Raw genomic sequence first — 12193 nt, 5'->3', positions numbered from 1 at the left:
TTCTGGTGCGTTATCGATCTGGTCGAATGCACGAGCAGCACCGCCGTAGGTTTTAGCCAGTACGGTAGTGATTGCAGCAGTCAGGGTAGTTTTACCGTGGTCAACGTGGCCGATAGTACCTACGTTGACGTGCGGTTTTGTACGTTCAAATTTTTCTTTAGACACGGCTATATTCCTTACTATAGTGCTCTCCCCTCAAGGAGAGAGCACGGGACATTAGTTGTTAACTTGCGACTTATTTGCCGCGAGCTTCGATAACGGCCTGAGCAACGTTGTTCGGCGCATCGTCATACTTCAGGAATTCCATCGTATAGGATGCACGACCTTTGGTCAGAGAACGCAGCTGAGTTGCATATCCGAACATTTCAGACAGTGGAACTTCAGCGTGGATCTTAACGCCAGTCACTTCAGATTCCTGACCACGCAGCATACCGCGACGACGGCTCAAGTCACCGATAACGTCACCGGTGTTCTCTTCCGGAGTCTCAACTTCAACCTTCATGATAGGCTCAAGCAGAACTGGTTTTGCTTTCTTAAAGCCATCTTTGAAGGCGATAGAAGCTGCCAGTTTAAACGCCAGCTCGGAGGAGTCAACGTCATGGTAAGAACCGAAGTGCAGACGCACGCCGAGATCAACTACCGGGTAACCAGCCAGAGGACCTGCCTTCAGCTGCTCCTGGATGCCTTTATCAACGGCAGGGATGTATTCGCCAGGAATTACACCACCTTTGATGTCGTTGATGAACTCGTAACCTTTCGGATTTGAGCCCGGCTCCAGTGGGTACATGTCGATAACAACATGACCGTACTGACCACGACCACCAGACTGCTTGGCGTGTTTACCTTCGATATCGGTAACTTTCGAGCGAATCGCTTCGCGGTAAGCAACCTGAGGTTTACCGACGTTCGCTTCAACGTTGAATTCACGCTTCATGCGGTCAACGATGATGTCGAGGTGCAGCTCACCCATACCGGCGATAATGGTCTGGTTAGATTCTTCGTCAGTCCAAACGCGGAATGACGGGTCTTCTTTCGCCAGACGGCCCAGAGCCAGACCCATTTTTTCCTGGTCAGCTTTGGTTTTTGGTTCAACAGCGATGGAAATTACCGGCTCTGGGAATTCCATACGCTCCAGAATGATCGCGTGGTCCGGGTCACACAGGGTGTCACCGGTGGTTACGTCTTTCAGGCCGATCGCTGCTGCGATGTCACCTGCGCGAACTTCTTTGATCTCTTCACGTTTGTTAGCGTGCATCTGTACGATACGGCCGAAACGCTCACGTGCTGATTTCACGGAGTTCAGAACGGTATCACCAGAGTTAACCACACCGGAGTACACACGGAAGAAGGTCAGGTTACCAACAAACGGGTCGGTTGCGATTTTGAACGCCAGCGCAGAGAACGGCTCGTCATCACTTGCGTGACGCTCAGCCGGGGTATCTTTACCGTCGTCCAGCATACCGTTGATCGCTGGAACGTCAGTTGGTGCTGGCAGGTAATCGATTACCGCATCCAGCATCGCCTGAACACCTTTGTTCTTGAACGCAGAACCACAGGTTACCAGGATGATTTCGTTGTTCAGCACGCGCTGACGCAGAGCTTTCTTGATTTCTTCCTCGGTCAGCTCTTCGCCGCCCAGGTATTTTTCCATCAGCTCTTCAGACGCTTCCGCAGCGGATTCGATCAGGTTCTGGTGCCATTCGTCAGCCAGGTCCTGCATCTCAGCCGGGATATCTTCGTATTCGAAGGTTACGCCCTGATCGGCATCGTTCCAGTTGATGGCTTTCATTTTCACCAGGTCGATAACGCCGGTGAAGCCTTCTTCAGCACCAATTGCCAGCTGCAGCGGAACAGGGTTCGCGCCCAGACGGGATTTGATCTGACCAACAACTTTCAGGAAGTTAGCACCCATACGGTCCATTTTGTTAACGAACGCGATGCGTGGAACTTTATATTTGTTCGCCTGACGCCATACGGTTTCAGACTGTGGCTGAACACCACCAACTGCGCAGTAAACCATTACCGCACCGTCAAGAACACGCATGGAACGTTCTACTTCGATGGTGAAGTCAACGTGGCCCGGGGTGTCGATGATGTTTACGCGATGCGGTTCATACTGCTTCGCCATACCAGACCAGAATGCAGTGGTCGCTGCGGAGGTGATGGTAATACCACGCTCCTGCTCCTGCTCCATCCAGTCCATGGTTGCGGCGCCGTCGTGAACTTCACCGATTTTATGGTTTACACCGGTGTAGAACAGAATACGTTCGGTAGTCGTGGTTTTACCGGCGTCGATGTGCGCACTGATACCGATGTTACGATAGCGTGCGATGGGTGTTGTACGAGCCATTTGATTCCTCGTTTGTTTCTTTAGACGTTCAGTTTAAGTGACCCAGAGCGGACGGCTTACCTGAAGCGTCCGCCTGGGGACTAACACTCCGAAGGGATTACCAACGGTAGTGAGCGAACGCCTTGTTGGCTTCTGCCATACGGTGAACGTCTTCACGTTTCTTAACTGCAGTACCTTTGTTGTCTGCAGCATCAGTGAGTTCGTTCGCCAGACGCAGGGCCATGGATTTATCACCGCGTTTACGAGCAGCTTCAACGATCCAACGCATTGCCAGGGCATTACGACGAACCGGACGAACTTCAACTGGAACCTGATAAGTAGAACCACCTACGCGGCGGGACTTAACTTCGACGGTCGGACGGACGTTGTCCAGAGCGACTTCGAATGCTTCCAGTTCATTTTTACCAGAACGCTGAGCCAGGGTCTCCAGCGCGCTGTATACGATTGCTTCTGCAGTAGATTTTTTACCATCTACCATCAGGATGTTGACAAATTTAGCCAGCAGTTCTGATCCGAACTTAGGATCCGGAAGGATTTTACGCTGACCAATGACGCGACGACGTGGCATGGGAATACTCCGTTGTTAATTCAGGATTGTCCAAAACTCAAAGAGTTTAGTTTGACATTAATATAAAACGTTTGGCCTTACTTAACGGAAACCATTAAGCCTTAGGACGCTTCACGCCATACTTGGAGCGAGCTTGCTTACGGTCTTTAACGCCGGAGCAGTCAAGCGCACCACGAACAGTGTGGTAACGAACACCCGGGAGGTCTTTTACACGACCGCCACGGATCAGGATCACGGAGTGCTCCTGCAGGTTGTGACCTTCACCGCCGATGTAGGAGGTGACTTCGAAACCGTTAGTCAGACGCACACGGCAAACTTTACGCAGTGCGGAGTTCGGTTTCTTAGGAGTGGTGGTATATACGCGAGTACATACGCCACGTTTCTGCGGGCAGGCTTCCAGCGCAGGCACGTTGCTTTTTTCAACTTTGCGTGCGCGTGGTTTGCGAACCAGCTGGTTAACTGTTGCCATTAAATAGCTCCTGGTTTTAGCTTTTGCTTCGTAAACACGTAATAAATCGCCTCATATAATATGAGGACGCGAAATTTTAGGGCCACGCCGAAAGGGTGTCAAGAAATATACAACGATCTGCTACCAGGTGAGTTGCCCGGCATGCTGGATCGTGAGCCTGACGAAGTCAGTATAGCTAACCCTGACGACGTCGCTCGAAATTTGACCACTCAGGCCGCGGGCCTCAATGTCTTCGTTCAGCGCATGCAAGGTTATTGGGGCGGCGCGGAGAATATCAAGGAAACGGCTCCCTTCCAGTGCCGCAATCACGCCATCGGAGAGAAGAAGAAGATCGTCGCCCGCCTTCACTAAGCGAAGCTGAGCGCTGATGTCATATTGCCAGGGTGAGTGACTCAGGGTATGCAGCATGGTGGCCTCAGAAGCGCAAGACGACGTCATAGTTATCAAGCTGCTGGCGAAGCGCATCTGGCTCCACAATGGCTGACTCAATAATAAAGGAAGAGGACTCGCTCAGCCCGCGCTCGCGTAACGACGCTGCGCAGGTCCAGCAGTTTTCAATGTCATAGAGCGACATCAGTTTGAACGCAGGAATGTAGTCGCGCATCAGAATTGCCTCAGGCTTTTGCGCACTGAGGATCTGGAACACGCCGTCGCCCACGAAGAAGACGCCAATCTCCTCCGTCAGCGCTGACGTCGCCAGAAGCGCATCAAGCCCTTCCCTGCCCGAACTGCTGCCGTGTGGAGGCGTCATAAAGACGAAAGCTACGCGTTTCATCAGAATTGCACCATCCGATCGCAGGTCAGCGACGCTTCCGCCAGCGCACCGAGCCCGCTCAGGGTAAAGCCCGGTTGCAGGTTAAAAGCCGAAAGACCCAGTTGCTTCGCTTCGGTTTCATCCGTCACGCCTCGACGCAAGGCCGCTGCCACACAGATATGCAACGCAACGCCGTGCTCATCATGTAATGACTGCCAGGCCCGCACCAGATCGAACTCATCATTCGCAGGCGCGGTCAGCTGATTGGCGTTGTAGACGCCCTCACGGTAGAAAAACACGCTGACGAGCTCATGCCCTTCCGCCGACAGAGCATTGGCGAACTGCCACGCGCTGCTGGACTGTTGGGTGCCATAGGCCGGCCCCGTCACCATCAGGGCAAAACGCATTACTTATCTTGCCCCTGGAAGTCGCCGCTTTTGAATTGGCGAATATAGAGGTAGACGGTATGTTTGGAGATGTTCAGACGATCGGCAACCTGGTTGATGGCATCCTTGATATCAAAGATCCCTTTCTCATAGAGGTTAAGCACGATCTGGCGGTTTTTTGCGTTATTCGAGACGTTACGATCGGCGTTGACCTCTTCAATCGTGAATTCCAGCGTCTGAGTGACCAGATCTTCAACGGAAGAGGCGAAGTTCACCTGAGAATCCGCTTCCGGCGTTTCCGGCGGAATAAAGGTGCCCATGATTTGTGAGAACGGCACATCAAGGTTCATGTTGATGCACAGCAGCCCGATCACCCGCTGTTCGCGGTTACGGATCGCGATTGTCAGCGATTTCATTAGCACGCCGCTTTTCGCACGGGTGAAATAGCATTTGGATACGCTACTGTCTGCTCCGGTCATGTCGTGGAGCATACGCAGCGCTAAGTCTGTAATCGGAGAGCCGATTTTACGGCCGGTGTGTTCACCGTTGGCAATACGGATGGCGGAACATTTGAGATCCTGCAATGAGTGCAGCACGATTTCGCAATGGGAGCCAATGAGCATCGCTAACCCGTCCACAACCGCCTCGTAGGATTTCAGAATATCGAAATCGCTCTGGTCAAAAGGACGTTGATCCAGCAGATCAAGTTCGCTGGTTTCGTTGGTTAAAAGCGACCTGGACATGAAAAAAAGCACTCCTTTTCAGGAGCCTGTCGTTAGGTTGTCAGGGCAGGCTCATATCATCATCAAAATTGAGGCATCTAAGGTAATACGCACATCAGGCGCTTTCCAGTCTTTATTATATTGCGCCCAATAAAAAACCGCCGCCCTTTCGGACGGCGGTTTTCAGAGGTTTATTTTTTGCTGGTCGCTGCTGCAGCTTTGTCGTCTGCGGCAGCAGCAGGTGCTGCGTCTGCTTTCGCGGCTGGTTTGATGTCCAGCAGCTCAACGTCGAACACCAGCGTGGAGTTAGCCGGGATACCCGGAACGCCGGTTTTGCCGTAGGCCAGATCCGGTGGAATGACCAGCTTGATCTTCCCGCCTTTCTTGATGTTTTTCAGGCCTTCAGTCCAGCCTGGGATCACACCGTCCAGGCGGAATGACAGCGGCTCGCCACGCGTGTAGGAGTTATCGAACTCTTTACCGTCGATCAGCGTACCTTTGTAGTTAACCACTACGGTGTCGCTGTCTTTTGGCGCATCGCCGGTCCCTTCTTTCTCAACTTTGTACATCAGGCCAGTAGAAGAGGTTTTAACCCCTTTCTCTTTGGCGAAGGTATCGCGGTAGGCTTTACCTTTGGTTTCGTTGTCAGCCGCGTCTTTTTCCATTTTCTGCTGTGCAGCCGTTTTCACGCGGGTTTCAAAAGTCTGCAGAGTCTGCTCGATTTCCTGATCGGAGAGTTTGCTCTTATCGGCAAACGCATCCTGAACGCCTGCGATCAGCTGAGCTTTATCCAGTTTGATGCCCAGTTTTTCCTGTTCTTTCAGGGAGTTTTCCATGTAACGACCCAGCGATGCACCCAGTGCATAAGCGGACTGCTGGTCGTCGGTTTTGAATGCAGCATTCAGGCCTGCTGGCGCAGCTTTGGCCGCGTCGGTCGCCGGGGCTGTTTTTGCCGCAGCATCAGCAGCAAAAGTCATTGGGGCATTCAGTGCAACGGCCATCGTGGTTGCCAGAAGCGTTACTTTAAACAGTGATTTCATCCATTTCTCCAGGGCCGGGGCATCTCACCCCAGGGTTTAGTCAACAAGTAGCGTACTATAAAGCGTTGTAGAAGAAATCTACATACGAACGCTCTGTAATCGCAGATCTTTTAAGACTATTTTTGTGTAAATTAGTTTCGTTCAATTCGTGATAAGGCTGCACGCCACCTGAAAGTCCAGTAGAATCCGCCGCGCAATAACAGAAGAGGTGAATCATGAGTGAATTAACACTGGAAGCGCGTCTCGCAGAACTGGAAAGCCGCCTGGCGTTTCAGGAGATCACCATTGAGGACCTCAATCGGACGGTCACCGCCCATGAGATGGAAATGGCAAAAATGCGCGACAACATGCGCCTGATGGTCGAAAAGCTGAAAGCCAGCCAGCCATCGCACATGGCGTCTCAGGCAGAAGAAACGCCGCCACCGCATTATTGAGGCGTAAAAAAAGCGGGTTCTCCCGCTTTTTTATCATTAATCTGAACGCCCGAAAGCGGTACAGATTAGTGGCAACCGCAGCCGCCGTTACCGCCACAACCACCTTTACCGTGTTCGTGATCGCCGTGATCGTGGCCGTGACCACCGCAGCAACCGTCATGGTCGTGATCGTGGTGATGGTCGTGAGCACCGTGAACGTGACCATGAGCCAGTTCTTCTTCGGTTGCTTCACGCATCGCAACAACTTCTACGTGGAATTTCAGGTTCTGGCCAGCCAGCATGTGGTTGCCGTCAACAACAACGTGATCGTCTTCCACTTCGGTGATTTCAACCGGTACAGGACCCTGGTCAGTTTCTGCCAGGAAGCGCATGCCAACCTGCAGTTCGTCAACGCCCATGAAGACGTCTTTTGGTACGCGCTGTACCAGATTTTCGTCGTACTGACCGTAGGCATCGTTCGCGCCCACTTCTACGTCGAATTTATCACCAACTTCGTGACCTTCCAGCGCTTTTTCCAGGCCGGAGATCAGGGAACCGTGACCATGCAGGTAGTCGAGCGGCGCGCTTACCGGAGACTCATCAACCAACACACCGTCTTCTGTACGTACCTGATAGGCCAGGCTGACCACCAGGTCTTTTGCTACTTTCATGATATCTCCTGAGCATGGGAAGAATAGTGGCGCAGATTGTAGCGGAATTCTGCACCCGTGTACCCCTAAGCTTAAAAAAAGACAGCACGGATCGCTACTCGGGATGAAAAATGCCTATCACTTGCTCGTCTTTACGTACGTGCTCACGGGCCTGCTTGTCGGCCTCGCGCATCTGGTGACCGCACTTAACGCATTCAACAATATCGACATTATTCTCGCGCCACATCGCCAGCGTGTCCTGCGCCTGACACGACGGGCATTTCGCCCCGGCAATAAATCGTTTTCGGATAGCCATTGCTCACCTTCTTATTCAAATTCGTCCCAGCCGTCCAGCTGGTGTCGTTCCTGCTGCATTTCGCGTTGAAAAATCTCTTCCAGCTCGCGCCGGGCTTCCCGCACACGGGAGATTTGTTGGGTATCCGAGTGCACCGGCATCAGCTCCCGTAGCATTCGCATATCCAGACGGCGGAAATGCAGCTGAGCGCGCTGCGCCTGATGCGGATGCATGCCCAGCGTAATGAGCGCCTTGCGCCCCAGCTCCAGCGCACTGGAAAATGTCTCACGTGAAAATTGCTTCACGCCGACCTGCAGAAGCTCGTGAGCTTCCACACGCCCACGGGCGCGGGCCAGAATGTGCAGATGCGGGAAGTGCTGCTGGCAAATCTCCACCAGCTTCATAGTGTCTTCTGGCGCATTGCAGGTGATCACTATGGATTGCGCCTCTTCCGCTCCTGCCGAACGCAGCAGTTCAATCTGAGTCGCGTCCCCGTAGTAAACTTTATAGCCATACTTGCGCATCAGGTTAACCGCGCTGATATCCCGCTCCAGTACGGTAATGCGCATCTTATTCGCCATCAGCAGACGACCAATCACCTGACCGAAACGCCCGAAGCCGACCACGATCACCTGCGGCTTGTCGTCCTCCACCCACGGGGCCTCATCTTCTTCTTCCGGGCCATTAAGGCGGCGTGACAAGACTTTATCGACGATTTTCATCAGCAGCGGCGTGGTCATCATCGACAGCGTGACCGTCACCAGCAGCAGCGCCATTTGATCGTGATGAAACAGCCGCTGGGACGAAGCCGTGGAAAACAACACAAAGGCAAATTCCCCGCCCTGGCTCAGGACGCCGGCAAACTGCGTGCGTTCAGAACTGCGCAGGCCATACAGTCGCGCAAGCAGATACAGCACCAGATATTTCACCGCTACCAGCACCACCACGCCCGCCAGTACCAGCAGCAGATGGGTGTAGAGGATCCCAAGATTCAGCGCCATCCCTACTGAAATGAAGAACAACCCCAGCAAAAGCCCTTTGAAAGGCTCAATGGCGATTTCCAGCTCGTGGCGATATTCGCTTTCTGCCAGCAGAACGCCTGCGATAAAAGTACCGAGCGCCATCGACAGGCCAAGCGCATCCATAAACAAAGCGGAGCCCAGCACCAGCAGCAGCGTCGCCGCTGTGAACACTTCACGTACGCCCGAACCGGCAATAAAGCGGAACACCGGGCGCAGCAAATAACGGCCGCCGATGAGCATTCCGGCAAACGCTAATACCTTAAGGCCGATTTTAACCCAGTCAGGGTGATCGTCGCCGGTCCCTGCCAGCAGCGGCACCAGCGCCAACGCGGGGATCACCGCTAAATCCTGGAACAGCAGCACCGAAAAGCCGAGCTGACCGCCCTCGTTGCGGTTCATGCCCTTCTCGCGCATCAGCTGAAGCGCCATCGCCGTCGATGACATAGCAAGACCAATCCCGCCGATCACCGCGGCCTGCCAGGAGAATTGCGTCAGCATCAGCAGGCCCGCCAGCACCGCCGCGCTTAGCAAAACCTGCGCCGCACCGATGCCGAAAATGGAGCGCCGCAGCTGCCAGAGCTTCGACGGATTCAGCTCCAGCCCGATAATAAACATCAGGAACACCACGCCGAGCTCGGAAAAATGCAGAATTTCGTCCACGTCGCTGATGAAACCCAGGCCCCACGGACCAATAGCAATACCCGCCAGCAGATAGCCCAGCACCGGACCAATGCCCAGGCGGGAAGCCAGCGGTACGGCGACCACAGCGGCAAACAGGAAAAGCACACCGGCGAGTAACAGATCGGAACCTTCCATCAGCGTCCTCCCGTCGCAACAGGATTAGCCAGCCAGTCGCCGTAAGCTCTGGCATGGCTCGCCAGCTCTTCAGGCGGCTGACGACGTGCCCAGTAAATAATTATCGGATTCATCCAGTGCATGCGGCACAGCCCCGCCGTAAGCTCAAAAGGGCGCAAAATGTCGTTCATTGAATAGCGGTTCAGAGAGTCATGACGCCAGGCACTTTCTGGCTCACCGGTAGTAATGACGCTGCGCCAGTACTTTCCCGCCAGTTGATTCCCTCCCGGGCCGCTGGCAAATCCGCGGCTGAGCACGCGATCGAGCCACTCTTTCAGCAATGCCGGGCAGCTGTAGGTATAAAGCGGATGCTGGAACACGATGACGTCATGTTCCTGAAGCAGCTTTTGCTCACGCGGAATGTCGATAAAAAAATCAGGATAGTGCGCGTACAGATCGTGTACGGTCACGTTTTCAAGCTGTTGAGCCGGCTTAAGCAAAACCCGGTTGGCCACCGAGTCCTGAGATTCCGGATGGGCATACAGCAGCAATACTTTTGCTGTCTCTGACATCATTCCCCTCCCGGTATAAGAACAATCAGGTCCGTTGCCCCCTAACTTGCTCAGGGTGGACCTGAATACTTTTGTCTGACGTTGTTGTTTTGGGCTACCATTGCCGCCCGGTGTCGCGCTGCGTCACCACACTACATTATCATAATGACAATTTAACATAGTCTGAACATACGGCGCCTTATGATTGTTTTCTCCTCGTTACAAATTCGTCGCGGCGTGCGTGTCCTGCTGGATAACGCCACAGCCACCATTAACCCCGGGCAAAAAGTAGGCCTGGTGGGAAAAAACGGCTGCGGCAAATCCACGCTGCTGTCGCTGTTAAAGAACGAGATTAGCGCCGATGGCGGGAGTTTTACCTATCCCGGCAACTGGCAGCTGGCCTGGGTCAACCAGGAAACGCCGGCATTGCCACAGCCCGCGCTCGACTATGTGATAGACGGCGACCGCGAATATCGTCAGCTGGAAGCCGAACTGAATGCCGCCAACGAGCGCAACGACGGCCACGCCATCGCCACCGTGCACGGCAAGCTGGACGCCATCGATGCGTGGACGATTCGCGCCCGCGCTTCCAGCCTGCTGCACGGACTGGGCTTCAGCAACGAGCAGCTGGAACGCCCTACCAGCGATTTCTCCGGCGGCTGGCGGATGCGTCTGAACCTGGCGCAGGCGCTGATTTGCCGTTCCGATCTGCTGCTGCTTGATGAGCCTACTAACCACCTCGATCTCGATGCGGTTATCTGGCTGGAGAAATGGCTAAAGAGCTATCAGGGCACGCTGATCCTGATTTCCCACGACCGCGATTTCCTCGATCCCGTCGTTGGCAAAATTATTCACATCGAGCAGCAGTCGATGTTTGAGTACACAGGCAACTACTCTTCGTTTGAGATCCAGCGCGCCACGCGACTGTCTCAGCAGCAGTCGATGTATGAAAGCCAGCAGCAAAAAGTGGCGCATTTGCAAAGCTTTATCGACCGCTTTAAGGCCAAAGCCTCAAAAGCCAAGCAGGCGCAAAGCCGCGTGAAAATGCTGGAGCGCATGGAGCTGATTGCCCCGGCGCACGTCGATAACCCGTTCCACTTCAGCTTCCGCCAGCCGGAAAGCCTGCCCAACCCGCTGCTTAAAATGGAAAAAGTGAGCGCCGGGTATGGCGACCGCACCATTCTGGACTCCATTAAGCTCAACCTGGTGCCAGGTTCACGTATCGGTCTGTTAGGCCGAAATGGAGCCGGTAAATCCACGCTGATTAAACTGCTGGCGGGCGAACTGGCCGCACAGAGCGGAGAGATTGGCCTGGCGAAAGGCATCAAGCTCGGCTACTTCGCACAGCATCAGCTGGAATTTTTACGCGCCGACGAATCACCGTTGCAGCATCTGGCGCGCCTGGCACCGCAGGTGCTGGAACAACAGCTGCGTGATTACCTCGGCGGCTTCGGCTTCCAGGGTGACAAAGTCAGCGAAGAGACGCGTCGTTTCTCCGGCGGTGAGAAAGCCCGTCTGGTGCTGGCTTTGATTGTCTGGCAGCGACCGAACCTGCTGCTGCTCGATGAACCGACGAACCACCTGGATCTCGACATGCGTCAGGCGCTGACCGAAGCGTTAATCGAATTCGAAGGCGCGCTGGTTGTTGTCTCGCACGACCGCCATCTGCTGCGCTCCACCACCGACGATCTGTATCTGGTTCACGATGGAAAAGTGGAACCTTTCGATGGCGATCTGGAAGATTATCAGCAGTGGCTGAGCGATGTGCAGAAACAGGAAAATCAGCCTGACGAAGCACCGAAAGAGAATGCCAACAGCGCCCAGGCACGTAAGGATCAAAAGCGCCGTGAAGCGGAACTTCGCACCCTGACGCAGCCGCTGCGTAAAGAGATTACGCGCCTCGAAAAAGAGATGGAGAAACTCAACGCGAAGCTGTCAGCAGCGGAAGAGAAACTCGGCGACAGCGGCCTGTACGATCAGGCCCGCAAAGCTGAACTTACCGAGTGCCTCCAACAGCAGGCCAGCGCGAAGTCCGGGCTCGAAGAGTGTGAAATGGCATGGCTTGAGGCTCACGAGCAGCTCGAACAGATGCTTCAGGAAGAGTGAATAAGCTCAACAAAAGCACACTGAAGCTCATTTTCATAAACATCAAACCTTCCTGACGGTATAGTAGACAGG

General features: G+C 54.0%; 15 protein-coding genes. 2 read left to right on the top strand and 13 right to left on the bottom strand.

Going from position 1 to position 12193, the window contains the following annotated elements:
- The 9 genes from AB1287_RS16600 to fkpA all read right to left on the bottom strand — a co-directional run.
- Positions 1–165: GTP-binding protein (locus AB1287_RS16600; RefSeq protein WP_001326213.1), on the bottom strand; the 165-nt coding region annotated here is incomplete at its 3' end.
- Positions 166–235: 70 nt separating this feature from the next.
- Positions 236–2350 (bottom strand): elongation factor G, encoded by a 2115-nt coding sequence (gene fusA, locus AB1287_RS16595; RefSeq protein WP_312628476.1) that lies wholly within the window; start codon positions 2348–2350, stop codon positions 236–238.
- A 97-nt stretch (positions 2351–2447) separates the two neighbouring features.
- Positions 2448–2918 (bottom strand): 30S ribosomal protein S7, encoded by a 471-nt coding sequence (gene rpsG / locus AB1287_RS16590; protein ID WP_008807044.1) that lies wholly within the window; start codon positions 2916–2918, stop codon positions 2448–2450.
- 94 nt (positions 2919–3012) lie between these two features.
- Entirely contained in the window at positions 3013–3387 is a 375-nt protein-coding gene (rpsL, locus tag AB1287_RS16585; protein ID WP_435618466.1) for a 30S ribosomal protein S12, read from the bottom strand.
- Between the two features lie 120 nt (positions 3388–3507).
- A complete protein-coding gene (gene tusB, locus AB1287_RS16580; protein WP_435618477.1) occupies positions 3508–3795 on the bottom strand; it encodes a sulfurtransferase complex subunit TusB in 288 nt (95 codons plus the stop codon).
- A 7-nt stretch (positions 3796–3802) separates the two neighbouring features.
- Positions 3803–4162 (bottom strand): sulfurtransferase complex subunit TusC, encoded by a 360-nt coding sequence (gene tusC, locus AB1287_RS16575; protein WP_435618465.1) that lies wholly within the window; start codon positions 4160–4162, stop codon positions 3803–3805.
- Positions 4162–4548 carry a sulfurtransferase complex subunit TusD gene (gene tusD, locus AB1287_RS16570; protein ID WP_435618464.1) on the bottom strand — a complete coding sequence of 129 codons (387 nt, stop codon included), beginning with the start codon at positions 4546–4548 and terminating at the stop codon, positions 4162–4164. The genes tusC and tusD overlap by 1 nt, the downstream gene beginning before the upstream one ends.
- Positions 4548–5270 (bottom strand): helix-turn-helix transcriptional regulator, encoded by a 723-nt coding sequence (locus AB1287_RS16565; protein WP_312628470.1) that lies wholly within the window; start codon positions 5268–5270, stop codon positions 4548–4550. The genes tusD and AB1287_RS16565 overlap by 1 nt, the downstream gene beginning before the upstream one ends.
- A 170-nt stretch (positions 5271–5440) precedes the next feature.
- The gene (gene fkpA, locus AB1287_RS16560; protein ID WP_312628468.1) at positions 5441–6289 is read right to left on the bottom strand and encodes an FKBP-type peptidyl-prolyl cis-trans isomerase; all 849 of its coding nucleotides are present in this window, start codon (positions 6287–6289) and stop codon (positions 5441–5443) included.
- A gap of 215 nt (positions 6290–6504) precedes the next feature.
- On the opposite strand from fkpA, the gene AB1287_RS16555 reads away from it, so the two are divergent.
- On the top strand, positions 6505–6723 hold the full coding sequence (locus tag AB1287_RS16555) for a protein SlyX (protein ID WP_312628466.1): 219 nt from the start codon (positions 6505–6507) through the stop codon (positions 6721–6723).
- 65 nt (positions 6724–6788) lie between these two features.
- Here AB1287_RS16555 and slyD read toward each other — a convergent pair whose 3' ends face one another.
- From slyD to kefG, 4 genes are all read right to left on the bottom strand, one after another.
- Positions 6789–7373: a peptidylprolyl isomerase gene (gene slyD, locus AB1287_RS16550; protein ID WP_312628464.1), complete on the bottom strand. Its 585-nt coding sequence runs from the start codon at positions 7371–7373 to the stop codon at positions 6789–6791.
- Between the two features lie 94 nt (positions 7374–7467).
- Positions 7468–7668, bottom strand: a complete 201-nt coding sequence (locus AB1287_RS16545; RefSeq protein WP_312628462.1) for a YheV family putative zinc ribbon protein — start codon at positions 7666–7668, stop codon at positions 7468–7470.
- An 11-nt stretch (positions 7669–7679) separates the two neighbouring features.
- Complete coding sequence (kefB, locus tag AB1287_RS16540) at positions 7680–9485, bottom strand: glutathione-regulated potassium-efflux system protein KefB (protein WP_312628461.1); 1806 nt, start codon at positions 9483–9485, stop codon at positions 7680–7682.
- Positions 9485–10036, bottom strand: coding sequence for a glutathione-regulated potassium-efflux system ancillary protein KefG (gene kefG / locus AB1287_RS16535; protein WP_312628511.1), 552 nt, complete (start codon positions 10034–10036; stop codon positions 9485–9487). The genes kefB and kefG overlap by 1 nt, the downstream gene beginning before the upstream one ends.
- A gap of 180 nt (positions 10037–10216) precedes the next feature.
- Between kefG and AB1287_RS16530 the strand changes: the two genes are divergently transcribed.
- Positions 10217–12121 (top strand): ABC transporter ATP-binding protein, encoded by a 1905-nt coding sequence (locus AB1287_RS16530; protein ID WP_435618463.1) that lies wholly within the window; start codon positions 10217–10219, stop codon positions 12119–12121.
- Positions 12122–12193 lie beyond the last annotated feature (72 nt).

Source organism: Scandinavium sp. UTDF21-P1B (genome assembly GCF_040750395.1).
Lineage (GTDB): Bacteria > Pseudomonadota > Gammaproteobacteria > Enterobacterales > Enterobacteriaceae > Scandinavium.
The sequence above is the reverse complement of the archived record's forward strand: the minus strand, read 5'-3'. Positions and strand labels throughout refer to the sequence as shown.